The following is a 17,419-nucleotide window of genomic DNA, read 5'->3' on the forward strand; positions in this document are numbered from 1 at the left end:
AATGAAAAAAATATCCATCGTCATTCCTGCTTATAATGAAGAAGGCAACCTTTCCGAAATCAGAAAGGCGATAGACCATGTTTTTCATAACTTACCGAATTACAAGTATGAGATTATTTTTGTAAATGATGGTAGCCGCGACAGGACACAGGTTTTTTTGGAAGAAATGTCGCTAAGTTTTCCGGAAGTCCGGTATATCGAGTTTTCCCGGAATTTTGGCCATCAGTACGCCGTAAAAGCTGGTCTGGACTTAGCTGACGGCAATGCGGTTATTTCTATGGATGCAGATTTGCAACACCCGCCGGCACTCATCCCCGAGATGATCAGAAAATGGGAAGAGGGCTATGATATTGTCTACACTATCCGGAAGTACCCAAAGAGCATTAGCCGCTTCAAACGGTCTACATCAGACTTTTTCTACCGTATTTTATCCAAACTCTCTGATGTGGAACTGGAAAAAGGCAGCTCAGATTTTCGTTTGCTGGATGCGTCTGTGATAGATGTTATAAGGGACGGGACAGAGTCGGATGTTTTTCTGAGAGGGCTGGTAAAGTGGGTTGGTTTTCGGCAATATGCCATCCCCTTTGTGGCAGGCGAAAGATTTGCTGGTGAGAGTAAATATAGTTTGGGTAAGATGTTCCGTTTTGCATTTACAGGCATCACGGCATTCAGTGTAAAACCACTTTATCTTGCAGCGTACCTTGGTTTTTTCTTCTCTCTGGTATCGTTGCTTTATATCCCTTATGTTATTTATTCCTTTATGAATCATTCTGAAATTTCGGGATGGGCGTCACTGATTATGACAGTAGTTTTCTTTGGTGGTGTGCAACTCATTATATTGGGGATCCTGGGAATCTACATGGGCAAAATTTTTAAGCAAATCAAAGGACGTCCGAATTATATTATCCGATCCAAAAATTTATAATTATGATCTTATTAAGTTTTGATATAGAAGAGTTTGATATGCCATTGGAGTACGATGGCAAAATTCTATTGGAAGAGCAGTTGGCGGTATCCAGGGATGGGCTTCAAAAGATACTGGCACTTCTCAAAAAACACGATATAAAAGCGACCTTTTTCTCCACTGTGGTTTTCGCAGAAAATAATCAGGATCTGATCACCGAATTGCTGAGCCAAGGCCACGAATTGGCTAGTCATACCTGTTATCATTCTTATTTTATCGAGGAACATCTTGCCGAATCCAGACAACAGCTGGAAGGCCTCTTTGACACCAAGGTTACCGGACTCCGGATGCCAAGAATGAGCCCGGTTTCTTCAAAAGCTGTGGCTGATGCAGGTTATCATTATAATTCTTCTCTTAATCCAACCTGGTTGCCCGGCCGTTATAACAACCTGAAGGTTTCCAAAACTTATTTCTACGATCAGGATATTCTGATGATGCCGGCCTCGGTTTCGTACTTTCGGTTTCCGTTGTTTTGGCTGAGTTTCCATAACCTGCCATTATTTTTATATCAATTTTTGGTGAAAAAATCCTATACTTACGGCCAATATCTTAATGTCTACTTCCATCCGTGGGAATTTTCTAATATCAAAAAAGAAAGCTATAAATTACCCGGTTTTACCACAAAAGATACGGGTGAAGCGATGGTAAAAAAGTTTGACAGGTTTTTAACCTGGTTAAAAAAAAACCATTACAGTTTTGGTACTTTTCAGCAATTTCAAAATCAACTGGGCTCATGATTATTGCTTACGATGCCAAACGTTTTTTCCACAATACATCGGGTCTGGGTAATTATTCGCGGGATTTGGTACGCATCCTGGCTACCCATTTTCCGCAAAACCAATACCTCTTACTTAATAAAAATCAGTCGGAGAGAGGGCAGGATATTTTGGATCTTCCCAACGTTAAGTTTGTAAAGACCAGCAGTGGCAAAATGTCGCGGCAACTGAAAATGGGTATCGATGCGCAGAATAATAATGCAAATATTTTTCATGGTTTATCTGGCGAATTGCCGTTGCGCTGGGAGCCAAAACCGATCAAAAAAGTGGTAACCATCCACGATCTTATTTTTTTGAGATTCCCAAAGTATTATTCTTGGTTTGACCGCAAAATTCATCTTTGGAAATTTAAAAAAGCGGCTAAAACAGCAGATCACATTATCGCCATATCAGAACAGACCAGGCAGGATATTATAAAGTTTCTGAAAACTGATGAGCGTAAAGTAACAGTCGTTTATCAGGGATGCCATCAGAGTTTTAAGGAAAAGCCTGCCGAAGATTTTTTGGAAAAGGTTAGAAGTAAGTTTAATCTGCCCAAACAGTTTGTCCTGAATGTAGGAACCGTGGAAGAACGCAAAAATTTGCTGAACCTGGTAAAAGCTTTGGCAGGGAGCCATATCCCATTGGTTGTTGTCGGAAAAAAGAATAAGGCTTATTTTCGGAAGATTGAAAGGTTTATCAAAAAAAACAATATCGAAATCTATTTTCTGGAGCAGGTTTCTATGGAAGAGCTAGCGGCTGTTTACCGTTTGGCAACTATCTTTGTATACCCCAGTTTTTTTGAAGGCTTCGGTATCCCTGTTATAGAGGCACTTTATTCAGAAACTGTTGTCGTCACAAGTAATCTCAGCTGCCTCCCCGAAGCCGGCGGACCGGACTCAGTTTACGTAGATCCTCACAATGTGAACGATATCAGGGCTAAGATAAAATTTTTGTGGGATAACGAACCCGAGCGGAAAAGAAGAGAAGAAAAAGGACTGGCCTTTGTACAGCAGTTCAATGATGATGTTATCGCAGAAAATCTTATGGCAGTATATAAAAGATTGTAATATCATCTTCGCACCACTATAAAAAAGCATCACAATGGTTTGTGATGCTCTAAGTTGATTAAGCTTATACTTATTTAAAGGTCATAAGGTATTTTCATATCACGAAATATTCTTTATTAATAGGATTTTTGCTTATTTTTAATTCTCGCAGATTATTCCGATTATACTGATGCTAAATTTAAAATCTGTAAAATCACCCTTATCAGCGAGAATATTACATTTTTAGGAATGTAATTGAGTTATGATATCTATAATTATTAAAGTTCGGTAATCAAATAGTTGTGGTATTTTGCTTTATCAAAACTGAAAACAGATGATGACAGCGGTTGGTTTTCTTTATAATTACTGATACTGATGACTGCAACATCATTATTCCCCGACACTTGTTCCAGTTTGATCAGCTTTTTCTGCGCTGTATTGATGTAAAGCGTTACCGTTTTGATCCCGTTGTTTTTCACAGGTGTCATTTTGATAATATCCACGGGTATACCGCTCAAGGTTTTTTTACCGGCATACTTTACATTGTAGTCGTTTTTATAAGAATCAAGATAGCTCAGTGGTGAAAAGTGTGTTTGGCTACTATTAGGTTTTGAGACCGTCACTTCCTTATCATCATCATTGATATTGTAGACCTTATTGCCATCAAAGATCTGCTCAATTCCCATAATTTTGAGTTTATACCGCGTATTGTCGGAGTAAAAAATGCCCGTCTGGCTTTGGCTGTTTTTTCCTGTTCCGGTTGTATAAGTGAATTTGAAATAAGAATTTTTCTTGCTTTTATAACTTCTGGTAATTTCATCCAGAATCGATTTTGATTTGCTGTCCGCAGTCTGTGAATAAGCTTTGAAACTACTTCCCAGCAAGAAAAAAGTCAATAGGGTTATTAAAAGGTTTTTCATTTAATCTTAATTAATTTTTTAGCAAAGGTAGGTTTTCAACATTGATGCCAAGCTTATGAAATAATAAAGTTTTGTTAAAGATTATGCCCAAATTTTTCAATATAAAAAGAAGCAGAAGATATCCAATAAAAAAGCAACCCGTGATGGATTGCTTTGGTATTACATTATCTAATGTAGGTTATTTAAAAGCTTCTATTGCTTTGTTAATGGCATCGATCTGTTGATTAACAGTCGGGCTGTTGGGCTTGTTTTTAAGAACTTCCATTTTCTTGGCCAGGCCGTTTTTCAACATTTGGCTGATCATCATTTTCACTTGTGGATTATCCGGCATCTGGGATTTTGCCTGAACGAGGATTTTGGTCACTTTTTCAGTCGCTTTCAGGTTATCCGATGACATAATCCAGTTGTAACCTTCTTCGGCAGATTTTCCCAATGTAGGATTCTGGAATTTGATAAAAGGGTAGAAGGCCACCGTTGTCCCAATGGCCGGCATTTGCTTTTCTGACTTGTTTTTAACAATAATAGGTAACAGTTTTGAAATCAAATCATCAGAAGCATTATCAAGATCGATTTTATCCAATAAAGCAGCCACTTTAGTAGGGTCAATTTCTGCAATACCCGCCAACGATGAGGCTTTCACGGCATTAGAAACGCCATTAATACCTTTTTCAAAAAGCGGTGTATATTTTGCATTTTTGGTTTTTGCCAAAGCAGAAACAGCAGCAGCCTGAACCAAAGTTTTGGGATCATTAGAAGCCAGTTTTTCCACTTCGGATGTTAATGCTTTTGCCTGATCGGCATTAGACAAATCAATCTGTTCCAAAGCCTGTTCTCTCAGGCGGAAGAAAGGGTCTTTCAGCGCCGCTGCCAATAATTTTATAACAGCCGGATTTTTAGCATCAGCTTCTTTGATGGCAGATAAGGCTCTGTATCGGCTCAGGAATTCTTTAGAATTGGTAAACTGCAACAGGTTTTGCTCCGGTGTTTTGGTTTCGGTGATCTCAGAAAGCAGGATTCCGTCTGCATTAATGTTGATCAGATCCGGTGCCTTAGAAGAGTCAAAAGTAAAAGTATTTTTCGCTTTTGCATCTACCCAGACAATCGAACGTTTTGGTTTCCCGTTATCATAAACATCGATGGCTAAAGGAAACTGGAACGGCTGATCCTGAGACTGGTTGATTACCACGGTTACCTGTTTTTTTACAGGCTCGTAAGTTGAGGTGTAATTAAGTTTTGGGTTTCCGCTGCCAAAATACCATTGGTTGAAAAACCAATTAAGGTCTTTTCCCGTTACTTTTTCCAGAGACAGACGCAGCTGGTGAGCTTCACCATTCTGGTATTCATTCGATTTCAGGTAATCATTGAGTCCGGCAAAAAAAGCATCGTCTCCAAGATAATTCCGTAACATGTGCAGGATTCCGCCGCCTTTATTATACGTCACTGCATCAAAAACATCTTCGCGGGAAGCATAATCAAACCTTACAAGGTCTTTTTTGAACAAACCCGGGTTATTAATATAGCCTGACAGATCATTCATAAGATGATAATCAGCATTGTCTTTCCCGTACTTATATTCTTCCCAAAGGTATTCGGAATAGTTGGCGAAAGATTCGTTAACGGTAAGGTTGCTCCAGCTTTCTGCGGTTACAAGATCACCAAACCAGTGGTGGAAAAGCTCATGAGCGATGACATCTTCCCATTTGTTTTCATCAATTAGGTCACCCGGTTTTTGCTGAGCAGACTCACCGTGCAGTGTAGCTGTTGTGTTTTCCATCGCACCGGAAACATAGTCACGGCCAACCATTTGTGCGTACTTTGCCCAAGGATAATCATAGCCTAATTTTTTGGAATAGAACTCTATCATCTCCGGCGTATTACCGAAAATCTGCTTGGCATAAGGCTCATATTCTTTCTCTACATAATAATCTACGGGAATATTTCGCCATTTGTCTTTTACTACAGCAAAATCACCAACTCCCATAAAAAAAAGATAGGTAGAGTGGCGTTTGTCCATCACCCAATGGTCTGTTCTCAGGCTGTTTCCCTCTTTTTTGGAGTCTTTTAGGATTCCGTTAGACAATGTTACATATTTGTCAGGAACTGTCATATAGATTTCCTGAGTGGTTTTTTGGTTGGGTTTATCGATGGTTGGGAACCATGCAGAAGAAGATTCGGTTTCGCCCTGTGTCCAGATTTGGGTTGGCTTGTCGGGATCTTTGCCCTGAGCATTGATGAAATAAAGGCCTTTGGCATCATTGATGGCCGCGCTTCCTTCCTGTTTCACTTCGCTTGGACGGGCTGTATATTTGATATAGATGGTATAATCCTGATTTTTCTGATAAGTTTTATCAAGCGTAATTTTCAATTCATCATTTTTGCAATCAAATTTCAGAGGAGACGTAGAACCGCCTTTGTCTAGCGCCACTTCGTGGATTAGCATGCCCTTGGCATCCAGTGTCAGCTCGTTGGTTGCATAGAAAAACGGGCTTGCCGTGAGCCATTCCTCACCGTTCATCTGTTCTTTCTGATAATCAAAACTGACTTTTAGTTTGGTATGTTTCAGCTCCGTGGTTTTGGTATGTGTTGCTCTGTAAACGGCTTCTCTACCGGAAGTTTCGGTTTGGGCAAATGTAAAATTAGAATTAAAAATAGCACCTAAGAATAGTGCTGCGATTAATATTTTTTTCATTCCTTCGAATTTATACTAATGATTATTTTAAAGTTGATAAGTGTTGTTTTTTAACGGATTGTTACAAAAAAAGTGAAGCTGCAACTTCACTTTTATAGGTTTAAAAGTTCTTTTAGTTTTCTTGGATCCTGCTTGCAATGCCAAAAAAGAGCAATTTCGATTTTTTCGGAATCTATTACTCTGTAAATAATTTTTACTTGTTTTTTGCCAATCAATGCAAATTGCGTGTTTGGATATCCTTCGAAATCTGCATGTTTTATTATACCATCATTAACTGTTTTTTCAAAATTTGAAATATCTTTTCGCAGAGTTTTGATTTCTTTTTTAGTCCATTTGCAATTCAAGAAATCAACAATTTCCTTCAAAGTTATTAATGCCAAATCTGAATAAATCAGTTTCATTTTCCAAAAATTTTATCCATCAATTCTTCGGAATGTTCCACGAATTTTCCTTCTTCAATCTGCTGAAAACTTTTATCTAAAGCTTTTTTGAAATCTTCCGAACTTTCAATTTCTTCCAAGGAATATTCTTTTTCCTCAGAAACATCAATGCTTTTCACACCTTTTAATTGCAAAAGCAGTTTCTTGATGAAAGATATATCGGCATCATTTTCTAATTTTACAGTCAGTTCCATTGTTTTGAATTTTAATCAAAGTTAATCAATTTGTTTAAAAGAATTTATACTGCTACAGGCGCTTTGATCCCCGGATGCGGGTCGTAATTTTCCAAAGTGAAATCCTCAAAATCGAAATCAAAAATATCCTTGATATCCGGATTCAGTTTCATTGTCGGCAATGGCTTTGGCTCGCGGGAAAGTTGTTTGTGAACCTGCTCAAAATGATTGTTGTAAATATGGACATCACCAAAAGAATGGACGTAATCGCCAACTTCCAAACCGCAAACTTGCGCCACCATCATCAACAAAAGTGCGTAGCTTGCAATGTTGAAAGGAACGCCCAAAAAGACATCTGCACTTCTCTGATAAAGCTGAAGCGATAATTTCCCATCAGCTACATAAAACTGAAACAAGGCATGGCATGGCGCCAGAGCCATATTGGGGATTTCGGCAGCGTTCCAGGCAGAGACGATTAATCTGCGGGAATCAGGGTTTTTCTTGATTTGGTCAATCACTTCTGAGAATTGATCCACAACCTTGTTATCCGCGCCTTTCCAGCTTCTCCATTGGGCACCGTAAACCGGTCCCAGGTCGCCGTTTTCATCCGCCCACTCATCCCAGATTGATACGCCGTTGTCGTTCAGATATTTAATGTTGGTATCACCTTTCAGGAACCAAAGCAATTCGTAAATGATGGATTTTAGATGGACTTTTTTTGTTGTAACGAGAGGAAATCCTTTTGATAGGTCATAGCGAAGCTGGTAACCAAAAATACTTTTGGTGCCAGTTCCTGTGCGGTCGGTTTTTTCTGTGCCGTGGTCTAAAATATGCTGGAGCAGATCAAGGTAGTTTTGCATTAACGTATATTTTTTTTCAAAAATTGAACGATACAAAGTAATCAATTTTTAATGAAAAATCAGATATACTTGGATCAGAATTCAGCACATTATCTTCAAACATCGATACAATCCGCGAGTTGGTCGATTAGATTTGAAATTCTTTTGATTATACTACAATTTTGCTTTGTAAAATAAAGCGGACAATGCAAAAATATCTCATCTTAACGCTTTTCATCGGAATTATAACGCCGGCTCAGAAAGTATGGACGCTGGGAGATTGCCTGGATTATGCCGTGAAAAACAATATTACAGTAAAAAAAACAGTCCTTGATAAAACCACTGCTTCGCTTAATTATCAGCAGCAGAAAAATAACAAACTGCCTACCGTTTATGGTTCGGCTTCTCTGGGTGTTACGAATGGCTCCAGTATAGACCCGATAACCAGTTCTTTCCTCAATCAGAATATTTTGTCAAACAGTTTTGGGCTGAGTGGTAATATGACAATCTACCAAGGGAATAAGCTGAACCTGCAAATCGAGCAGAACAGAATGATCCTGGATCAATCTGCGCTGTACCAGAAACAGGCGGAAAACAATATTGTACTTAATGTTCTCAACAGTTATCTGCAGGCGCTGTACTATTATGAAGGCATAGAAAGTGCCAAATATACCGCTAATTCCTCGGCTCAGGAACTAAAACTGACTGAGACTAAATATAAAAACGAAGCCATCTCCAAGCTGGAACTGGCGGATGTAGAGACGCAAAATGCACAAAACCTATACACTGTTGTGAATGCTGAAAATCTCTACAATCAACAGGTTCTTAAACTGAAACAGTTACTGGAACTGGACCCAAGTGTTGATTTCCAGATTGAGAAAATAAAATTGAGTGATGCGATGGATGCTGTTCCGGATAAACAGGAAGTATTTTCGCAGGCAATAGAAAATCTCCCTGATCTTAAAATTTATGATTCGCAAAATGAGATTCTTACAAAGGCGCTGGAAATTACAAAGACCGGCTACAAACCAACACTTTCTGCAACAGCTGGCTTTAACACCGGTTATACCACTACACAGGATTACAGTTATTTTAACCAGGTGAAAAACAATTTTAATAAGTCGGTTGGCTTGTCGCTGAACGTCCCGATTTTCTCTAAAAAGCAGAACGATACCAATGTAAAATTAGCTCAAATTAATATTGAGCAGAATAAACTCGATAAGATCAGTGCAAGTAAAACCCTGTATTCTTCTATAGAAACTGCCTGGCAAAACGCCATTGCCAATCAGGCTCAGCAGAAAGCGTCTAAAGTGGCCCGGGACAATGCCAAATTATCATACGACCTCGCCGGTAAAAAATATGAATTTGGCGGCCTGACAACTACAGAATTGGCAGTAAGCAGAAATACCTATCTGACTAACGAGCAGACTTATCTGCAATCCAAATATATGTCGGCTTTATATACTCAATTGTTAAATTTTTATCAGGGAAAAGCATTAACAGCAGACTAAAAACAGTTACAAAAAAACCAAATTTTGCCCATCCGCCTAAAAATGCAAATTCATTATGATTTCAATTTTTAGGATTTGGAAAACGAAAATAAACAGATCAAGATTATGAATCCAAAATATAAAAAATATTTCAAAAGTTCCGTCATAGTGCTTATTGCAGCTATTGTTGTATTCTTCGTATATCGGTATTTCGCTTCCGATAAAAAAACGAATATCGCTGTGCAGACCGTGAAGATGACGGGGCAAAATGTTACAACATCGGTTACCGCAACCGGAACAGTAGAGCCAGTGGATCAGGTAGAAGTGGGAACGCAGGTTTCAGGAATCATCAATCATATCTATGCTGATTACAATTCTCAGGTCAAAAAAGGGCAATTATTGGCCGAGCTGGATAAAACCAACCTTCAGGAATCGGTTAACAATGCCTTGGCCCAGTACAATGCCGCACTGAACGAGCTCAATTATTATCAGCAAAATTACAGCAGACAAAGTAATATGTATAAGGCTGGCGTCATCAGCAAAGCGGATTATGAGCAGGCGGCCTATCAGATCAAAAACTCGCAGCAGACCGTAAGCCAGAGAAAAACCGCTTTGGCCCAGGCCAGAACCAATTTGAGTTATGCCAATATTTACGCCCCGATTGACGGCATTGTGCTGAGCCGGGAAGTAGAAGAAGGGCAGACCGTTGCTGCCAGTATGACAACACCAACATTGTTTACCATCGCCAAAGATATTACCAAAATGCAGGTGGAAGCCAATGTGGATGAGGCCGATATTGGTGGAGTAGCAGTGGGACAGCGTGTGAGTTTTACTGTAGATGCTTATCCTCAGGAAGAATTTAGCGGGCGTGTGCGTCAGGTCCGACTGGCCGCCACGACAGAGTCTAATGTGGTAACCTATACTGTCATCATTGATGCTGATAATCCTGAACAGAAACTGAAACCGGGCCTTACGGCAACCATTACAATCTATACTCAGGAACTTACCGGTATCAACACAATTCCGGCAGCAGCGATCAGTTTCAGCCCCGATACCGAAACTTTACAAAAATATTATCAGCAAAATGGTATCACTGCGAAAATCCCGGACATCAAAACAGGGAAAAATAAGGATAAGTTCATCTGGATTAAAAATAATGACGGAAGCCTTTCCCAGAAACAGATTACAATAGGAATCAGTTATGGTGTAAATGTGCAGGTGGTAAAAGGGCTCAGTGGTAAGGAGCAGATTGTAACCAATCTGGATGAGCAGCACGCAGTAGCAAAAACAGATTCTGAAGTCAGTAGTCCTTTTATGCCAAAAAGGCCGGGCAATAACAATAAAAAGTCAAGTTCAAGCCAGGGGCCGCCACCGAATTAATATAAATTCAAAAATTTGAGTTGAGCGCTCAAATGTTAGCACTCAAAACTGAAATTAATCAAACCTTATACTTAGAACTTTAAACCCTGAACTAAAAAAATGAAACCTATCATAAAAATAGAAAACCTTAAGCGCGAATTCCGGATGGGCGATGAGATTGTCCATGCGCTCAAGGGGATTGATCTTACCATCAATGAAGGCGAATTTGTGACCATTATGGGGACCAGTGGTTCGGGAAAATCTACGCTGCTGAATATCTTGGGTTGCCTGGATCAGCCAAGTTCCGGAATTTATGAATTGGATGGTGTTCTGGTGAAAAATTTAACCAAAGATCAGCTGGCAGAAATCCGGAATACCAAAATAGGTTTTATTTTTCAGTCGTATAATTTGCTGGCCAGAACGAGTGCGCTCGAAAACGTGGAACTTCCACTGTTGTACAATGCCAAAGTGTCCGCAGAAGAGCGACGGGAACGCGCCGTGAAAGCTTTGAAACAAGTAGGCCTGGGAACCAGGATGGATCATGTCCCGAGTCAGCTCTCCGGTGGGCAACAGCAAAGGGTTGCAATTGCACGAGCGCTGGTAAATCACCCTATTATTCTATTGGCCGATGAGGCAACCGGAAACCTGGATACCCGCACATCTTACGAAGTGATGAATATTTTTCAGGAACTCAATGACCAGGGGATCACAATTGGCTTTGTAACCCATGAGGATGACATTGCGAGATTCAGCAAACGTACCGTGGTATTGCGGGACGGCCGCATCACCGAGGACCGACAGGTAACCGACCGTCTTTTTGCGCCGGAAGAGCTGGCAAAACTTCCTAAGAATGAATAATTATGCTGTAAAAAAAAATGATTTCAAAATACAATTTTTTAACCTTAATGAAGACGGATAGATGAAGTTAACTTTTGCAGGTCCGGATATGAAGACCGATAAGCTGAAGATCATGAAATGAGATGAAGTTGCCGGATCTGTAGAAAGTTTTTAAAAAGACGACAAGTAAAAAATAATAAAATAACTTTTTTGTGGACCTCAGATGAAGATGTGATGCGAACGTTATGTTGCAGATTGATGAAGACGATGATGAAAAAGATAATGATGCAGAGAGGTTTGCAAAAAAGTTTTTATTAAAAATAAAAGTTTCTTCAATCAGGAACAATTTTAAATCTGAAAAAAATGTACCTATCTTTTTTCTTTGCTGAGTAAAATGGCTTTGCGAATGTAAAATAGGATGTATAAAATAATTCTTTGTGGTCTTCGCGTTAAAAACCATCAATATAGAAAAATGAATTTTACCAACTTACTCAAAATAGCCTGGAAAACCATTCTCCTTAATAAAACCCGTGCAATGCTTACAATGCTCGGCATCATCATTGGTGTGGCATCCGTTATTGCAATGCTGGCGATTGGCGAAGGGTCCAAAGAAAGCATCAAGAAAAATATTTCCAGCATGGGAGCCAACCTGATTACCATCCGCCCTGGTGCAGGTATGATGGGCGGTGTACGTTCTGATCCTTCAGCGATGCAGACTTTAACTCTGGCAGATTACAAGGCTCTCAAATCTCAGGCAACGCTTATAAAGGGTATTTCACCTTTGGTGAATGGCAGTGGGCAGAGCATTGCCGGTTCCAACAACTGGCCGACTACCATCTACGGTGTTTCCCCGGAATATCTTAAAATCCGTGACTGGAACGTGGACCAAGGTTCTATGTTCACAGAAGATGATGTAGAAGCATATGCTAAAATGGCCGTTATAGGTAAAACTGTACAGGAGAATCTTTTCCCGAATGATAACCCTATTGGTAAGATGATCCGTTTCAAGAATATTCCTTTTAAAGTGATTGGTGTGCTAAAGGAAAAAGGCGAAAACACGTTTGGGCAAGATCAGGATGACATTATTATTGCACCTTATACAGCAGTTCAGAAAAGGATTTTGGCGCAGACCTATCTTCAGTCTATCGTGGCATCATCTCTGAGTGAGGATGATTCTGAAGCAGCTGTGAATGAGATTACCTCAATTATAGAAAATCAGCACCATATTAAACCTGAAGAAGACAACGATTTTAATGTTTCTTCCCAGCAGGAGATCATTTCCACATTCAGCTCCACAAGCGAGATGCTCACAGTGCTTTTGGTTGCTATTGCAAGTATTTCCCTTTTGGTTGGTGGTATTGGGATTATGAATATCATGTATGTTTCTGTAAAGGAAAGGACCCGTGAAATTGGCCTGAGGATGGCTATTGGTGCCAAAGGCAAAGATATTCTGATGCAGTTTCTTATAGAATCGGTGCTTATAAGTATAACAGGAGGTATCCTGGGTGTGTTAATCGGCCTTGTAGCTACCTTTGCCATCAAAACTTTTGCAGGCTGGCCGGTGAGCATTACCCTGAGTTCTATCGTTCTATCCTTTGTTGTATGCACGGTAACAGGCGTGTTTTTTGGCTGGTATCCGGCAAGGAAAGCAGCACAGCAAGACCCTATTACCGCATTGAGATATGAATAATTAGTTTAAGGAAATATTCTTAAACGCTTACTGTCGGAGAGAATTAATTTCAAAAATGAAAAAGAATGATGCTGGAAAAATTTTTAAATTCGTTGCTTAGCAATTTTCACAAGTCTTCAATTTTCAGAGGGCTGAAACGTTTTAAATTTTAAATTATGGAAAAGAAAAATAATTACTACAAAATCCACCTCGAAGAATTGTCTTTGAAAAATTCTGCCGAGGTACTAAAGTCGATTGATTTTGAATTTGTTAATCACGATGATCTTTTTAAAATCATCGAAGTTCTAAAATCAAAAAATCTGTTTGGAAACGAAAATGATGCAACAGAGTTTGCACTGGGGATCAAACTTTTCTCCGAAGTAATGCTCCGCCATCGGGATCATCCTCTTTTTGAGGAACTGAAACCGGCCTTCGGTGAATTTATGAAGAAACTTAAAAATGATTAACCTCAAAAATAAAAACTTAGAAATCAGCCTGCATCTATTGGTTTGGCTGGTTTTGTTTTTTCTTCCTGCCGCATTTTCATTCGGTGCGGAAACTGACTGGAGTGGTGTTTTTAGGCATTTTTGGCTACAGCTCATTTTTTTGGCAGCAATTTTCTACATCAATTATTTTGTACTTGTAAAATGGCTTTTTGATGATAAAAAAATGTGGTTTTTTGTCACCAATGCGATTTTTTTACTTACTCTGATTTATTTTAAAAACCAGATTTTTGAATGGTCTGAGCCGCCACGTCCAAGAATGCCCGGACGACGTCCTCCCGAAGGAATTCGCTATTTTTTTGATTTCCTGATTTACCTGATTCCAGTTGCGTTTTCCATTGCTATCAATGCCGGGAAAAAAATGCAGAAAGCCGAAGAAATGAAAATTGAGGCCGACAATATCAAGCTTCAGTCCGAACTTCAGCATCTGAAGTATCAGCTTCAGCCGCATTTTTTATTCAATGCTCTCAATAATATTTATTCCCTGATAGACTTTGCACCGGAGAAAGCCAAGCAGAGCGTCCACAGTCTGAGTAAACTGATGCGGCATTTCCTCTATAAAAGCGAGGCGGCAACCATTAGCATTTCGGATGAGATTGACTTCCTGAACAAGTATATCGAACTGATGGCGTTGCGCCTGAATGACAAAACGAAAGTGTACACCAACTTTCCGAAAGAAGTCCCCAACCTCCAGGTGGCGCCTCTGCTTTTTATCTCAATCGTGGAGAATGGTTTCAAACATGGTGTTTCTGCAACGCAGCTGTCTGATATCAATTTTAAAATGGAAATTGACGGAGATGAGATCCTGTTTACAGCCTCTAATTCTAATTTTCCAAAGACGGATTCAGACAAAAGCGGCTCGGGGATCGGTGTTGACAATCTGAAAAAAAGGCTTAACTTGCTGTATCCAGAAAAACATGAGTTTCACTCCTGCCAGAACGACGGAATGTACATTGCTGAAGTGAAATTGAAAACAAAATGATCGTAAATCACTATAATTTGGAAGAGCAATTGATCAATCACCAAATTCCGGTTAAAAATTTAAAAGAGTGAGATAAACACTGGCGAAGATTATGCGATTGTACATGACCTTTAAAAAAATATCTACATATGAAAAAAATATCCTGCCTGATTGCCGATGACGAACCTATGGCTTTGAACTTAATCGAAAGTTATGTGCTGAAAACACCTTTTCTGGAGCTGAAAGCCAAATGTAACAACGCGATTGAAGCCATGGAGGTTTTGCAGGAGCATAAGGATATTGATTTGTTTTTTCTGGATATACAGATGCCGGATTTGTCTGGCCTGGAGTTTTCTAAACTGCTGCCACAAAACAGCAAAGTCATTTTTACGACCGCGTTTGACCAATATGCGATTGATGGCTATAAAGTGAATGCGCTAGATTATCTGCAGAAACCGTTTGATTATAACGAATTTTTGAATTCTGCGACCAAAGCCCGAAATTATTTTGAATCTCAACAGTCTGTTTCTGTTGGAAAAACAGCAGAAAAAAGAACGGCATTTTTCTTTGTAAAATCTGAATATAAACAGATCAAGATTAATTTCTCAGAAATCCTTTATATAGAAGGTTTGAAGGATTATGTGAAAATTTTTCTCAAAGATCATCCGAAACCTGTGCTGACTCTGATGAGTTTGAAAAAGTTGGAGGAAGAACTGCCTTCAGAAAATTTTATGAGAATCCACCGTTCATACATCATTACCTTGGATAAAATTGAGGCGATTGAGAGAAATCATATCGTAATCGGAAATGAGCAAATTGCTATTGCCCCAAATTACAAAGATGCTCTGATGGATTATATCGGCGGAAGAAGCCTTTGATGATTAAGATTATATAATTTCAATAATCTTCTGGCTCATATTATTCACAGACAAGGTTTCACCTTTTTGCTTGCCGTTCATAGCTTTTGCCAATGGTGATTCCGGGGAAATACAGATGATTTTTTGGTTTTCAGATATAATTTCGCCCAGGGAAACAGAGATAAAAAACAGTCCTTTTTCAGTTTTTACCAATGCGCCTTTTTCAGCTTTCTCATTCGGTTTGTTAGCGATGGTTTTTAAGAAATCCTGCTGTTTCAGCACTTCATTCAGCTGGATCTGGAGATTGTTAATTTCCTGCTGCAGCATTTCCCGTCCGGTCTCGTATTTGTCACCCATAGAGCTTTTTGTATCATTGTTGGAAGCCCGGGTTTCCAAAATCATACTTTCAAGTTTCCGGATTTTTTCTGAGAGCTTTTGGTTGATTATTTGTATTAAGTCTTCTTTTTTATTCATTTTTGATTTACTAAAGTCAATCCTAATTTTTCTGCTTCATTAATAACAAATTCTCTTGCTTCAATCTTATCATTTTTGATTTCGCCTTCCAGGATAGCTTCTTTCACTTTTTCTTTCAGGATCCCGATTTCTCGTCCCGGTTTCAGGCCAAATAGATCCATGATTTCTTCTCCCGAAATAGGCGGCTGGAAGTTCCGGACGTGATCTTTCTCCTCAACCTCTTTTATTTTCTGCGCTACATATTCAAAGTTCTTTTTGAAACGGGTTTGCTTAGAATAATTCTTAGTAGTAATGTCTGATTTGCAAAGTGTAAAAAGATCTTCGAGATCTTCCCCGGAATCAAATAATAGGCGTCTGAGAGCTGAATCAGATGCGTCGTCTGTAATAAGTGCAATAGGCCTGGCGTGCATTCTCACCAGCTTTTCCACATATTTCTGTTCATTTCCCAAAGGCAGTTTTAAGCGCTTGAATATACTTTTGATTTGCTTGGAACCTACAAACTCGTGGCCATGAAATGTCCAGCCCGTGCCTTCTACAAATTTTTTAGTCGGTGCTTTACCAATATCGTGCAGCAGGGCTGACCATCGCAGCCAGAGTTTATCTGTGTTTTCGGAGATGTTATCAACAACTTCCAGAGTATGGTAAAAATTGTCTTTATGCGTCTGGCCGTCAATATCTTCGATGCCTTTTAAAGCAATGAGTTCCGGTAGGATATAATTAAGGAGCCCGGTTTCTTCCAGGAGTTTTAATCCCTTGGAAGGCCTTTCCGAAAGCATAATTTTGTTAAATTCTACCATAATGCGCTCCATAGAAACGATTTTCATTCGCTCAGCTTCTTCTTTTATGGCTTTGAGTGAATTTTCTTCGATTTCGAAATCCAGCGTTGTGGCAAATCTAATGGCTCGCATCATCCTTAGCGGATCATCAGAATAGGTCTTATGAGGTTCCAAAGGTGTTTTGAGGATTTTGTTTTCCAGATCCTGCAACCCGCCGAAAGGGTCAATCAGTTCACCAAAGTTTTCCTGGTTAAGAGAAATTGCCATCGCATTGATGGTAAAATCCCTGCGTTTTTGGTCATCTTCCAACGTGCCAATTTCTACGGCCGGTTTTCTGGAATCCTCGCTGTAGCTTTCTTTTCTTGCACCTACAAATTCCAGCTCCAAGTCATTATAACGGAACATAGCGGTGCCATACGTTTTGAAAACGGCCACTTTTGCCTTGGGGTCAATTTCTTTTGCAATATTTTCTGCAAGCGCTATTCCGCTGGATTCAGTTACAAAATCGATGTCTGTGGGCGCTTTTCTTTTCATGAGCAGATCCCTAACAAATCCACCGACTGCGTAAACGGATTGGCCGTTTTTGCCAGCTACTTCTGAAATGATTTTGAAAAGCCTGAGGTTTTTATTTTGTTTGAGGTTGATAAACATTTTTATGAGTTCA

17 protein-coding genes are annotated in these 17,419 nt (G+C 39.4%); 10 read left to right on the forward strand and 7 right to left on the reverse strand.

Features of this window, described 5'->3' with window-relative positions; genetic code table 11:
- Window position 1: 1 nt before the first annotated feature.
- The 3 genes from B0B05_RS08880 to B0B05_RS08890 are packed head-to-tail and all read left to right on the forward strand — an operon-like array spanning window position 2 to window position 2,789.
- The gene (locus tag B0B05_RS08880) at window positions 2-925 is read left to right on the forward strand and encodes a glycosyltransferase family 2 protein (RefSeq protein ID WP_076783303.1); all 924 of its coding nucleotides are present in this window, start codon (window positions 2-4) and stop codon (window positions 923-925) included.
- Between the two features lie 2 nt (window positions 926-927).
- On the forward strand, window positions 928-1,701 hold the full coding sequence (locus B0B05_RS08885; protein ID WP_076783304.1) for a polysaccharide deacetylase family protein: 774 nt from the start codon (window positions 928-930) through the stop codon (window positions 1,699-1,701).
- Window positions 1,698-2,789 (forward strand): glycosyltransferase family 4 protein, encoded by a 1,092-nt coding sequence (locus B0B05_RS08890; protein WP_076783305.1) that lies wholly within the window; start codon window positions 1,698-1,700, stop codon window positions 2,787-2,789. Before B0B05_RS08885 ends, B0B05_RS08890 begins: the two co-directional genes overlap by 4 nt.
- A gap of 257 nt (window positions 2,790-3,046) precedes the next feature.
- Here the strand turns inward: B0B05_RS08890 and B0B05_RS08895 are convergent, their stop codons facing one another.
- The 5 genes from B0B05_RS08895 to B0B05_RS08915 all read right to left on the reverse strand — a co-directional run bounded on the left by B0B05_RS08895 (window position 3,047) and on the right by B0B05_RS08915 (window position 7,850).
- Window positions 3,047-3,688 carry an outer membrane lipoprotein periplasmic chaperone LolA1 gene (locus B0B05_RS08895; protein ID WP_076783306.1) on the reverse strand — a complete coding sequence of 214 codons (642 nt, stop codon included), beginning with the start codon at window positions 3,686-3,688 and terminating at the stop codon, window positions 3,047-3,049.
- Window positions 3,689-3,866: 178 nt separating this feature from the next.
- A complete protein-coding gene (locus tag B0B05_RS08900; RefSeq protein WP_076783307.1) occupies window positions 3,867-6,377 on the reverse strand; it encodes a M1 family metallopeptidase in 2,511 nt (836 codons plus the stop codon).
- A 92-nt stretch (window positions 6,378-6,469) separates the two neighbouring features.
- On the reverse strand, window positions 6,470-6,778 hold the full coding sequence (locus tag B0B05_RS08905) for a hypothetical protein (RefSeq protein ID WP_076783308.1): 309 nt from the start codon (window positions 6,776-6,778) through the stop codon (window positions 6,470-6,472).
- Window positions 6,775-7,011 (reverse strand): hypothetical protein, encoded by a 237-nt coding sequence (locus B0B05_RS08910; RefSeq protein WP_076783309.1) that lies wholly within the window; start codon window positions 7,009-7,011, stop codon window positions 6,775-6,777. The genes B0B05_RS08905 and B0B05_RS08910 overlap by 4 nt, the downstream gene beginning before the upstream one ends.
- A gap of 44 nt (window positions 7,012-7,055) precedes the next feature.
- Entirely contained in the window at window positions 7,056-7,850 is a 795-nt protein-coding gene (locus B0B05_RS08915) for a thymidylate synthase (protein ID WP_076783310.1), read from the reverse strand.
- A 185-nt stretch (window positions 7,851-8,035) separates the two neighbouring features.
- Here B0B05_RS08915 and B0B05_RS08920 point away from each other — a divergent pair, with 185 nt between their 5' ends.
- The 7 genes from B0B05_RS08920 to B0B05_RS08950 all read left to right on the forward strand — a co-directional run bounded on the left by B0B05_RS08920 (window position 8,036) and on the right by B0B05_RS08950 (window position 15,526).
- Window positions 8,036-9,340, forward strand: coding sequence for a TolC family protein (locus tag B0B05_RS08920; protein WP_143745982.1), 1,305 nt, complete (start codon window positions 8,036-8,038; stop codon window positions 9,338-9,340).
- A gap of 105 nt (window positions 9,341-9,445) precedes the next feature.
- The gene (locus tag B0B05_RS08925; RefSeq protein ID WP_076783330.1) at window positions 9,446-10,699 is read left to right on the forward strand and encodes an efflux RND transporter periplasmic adaptor subunit; all 1,254 of its coding nucleotides are present in this window, start codon (window positions 9,446-9,448) and stop codon (window positions 10,697-10,699) included.
- Window positions 10,700-10,798: 99 nt separating this feature from the next.
- The gene (locus B0B05_RS08930; protein WP_076783311.1) at window positions 10,799-11,536 is read left to right on the forward strand and encodes an ABC transporter ATP-binding protein; all 738 of its coding nucleotides are present in this window, start codon (window positions 10,799-10,801) and stop codon (window positions 11,534-11,536) included.
- A gap of 451 nt (window positions 11,537-11,987) precedes the next feature.
- A complete protein-coding gene (locus B0B05_RS08935; protein ID WP_076783312.1) occupies window positions 11,988-13,205 on the forward strand; it encodes an ABC transporter permease in 1,218 nt (405 codons plus the stop codon).
- 155 nt (window positions 13,206-13,360) lie between these two features.
- Window positions 13,361-13,651, forward strand: a complete 291-nt coding sequence (locus B0B05_RS08940) for a DUF3861 domain-containing protein (protein ID WP_076783313.1) — start codon at window positions 13,361-13,363, stop codon at window positions 13,649-13,651.
- Window positions 13,644-14,669, forward strand: a complete 1,026-nt coding sequence (locus B0B05_RS08945; protein ID WP_076783314.1) for a sensor histidine kinase — start codon at window positions 13,644-13,646, stop codon at window positions 14,667-14,669. The genes B0B05_RS08940 and B0B05_RS08945 overlap by 8 nt, the downstream gene beginning before the upstream one ends.
- A gap of 128 nt (window positions 14,670-14,797) precedes the next feature.
- On the forward strand, window positions 14,798-15,526 hold the full coding sequence (locus B0B05_RS08950) for a LytR/AlgR family response regulator transcription factor (RefSeq protein WP_076783315.1): 729 nt from the start codon (window positions 14,798-14,800) through the stop codon (window positions 15,524-15,526).
- A gap of 9 nt (window positions 15,527-15,535) precedes the next feature.
- Here the strand turns inward: B0B05_RS08950 and B0B05_RS08955 are convergent, their stop codons facing one another.
- Window positions 15,536-15,979, reverse strand: a complete 444-nt coding sequence (locus B0B05_RS08955) for a GreA/GreB family elongation factor (protein WP_076783316.1) — start codon at window positions 15,977-15,979, stop codon at window positions 15,536-15,538.
- A complete protein-coding gene (locus tag B0B05_RS08960) occupies window positions 15,976-17,406 on the reverse strand; it encodes a CCA tRNA nucleotidyltransferase (protein WP_076783317.1) in 1,431 nt (476 codons plus the stop codon). The genes B0B05_RS08955 and B0B05_RS08960 overlap by 4 nt, the downstream gene beginning before the upstream one ends.
- Window positions 17,407-17,419: the final 13 nt, after the last annotated feature.

Source organism: Epilithonimonas bovis DSM 19482 (assembly GCF_900108115.1).
In the GTDB taxonomy this organism is placed as follows: Bacteria; Bacteroidota; Bacteroidia; order Flavobacteriales; family Weeksellaceae; genus Epilithonimonas; species Epilithonimonas bovis.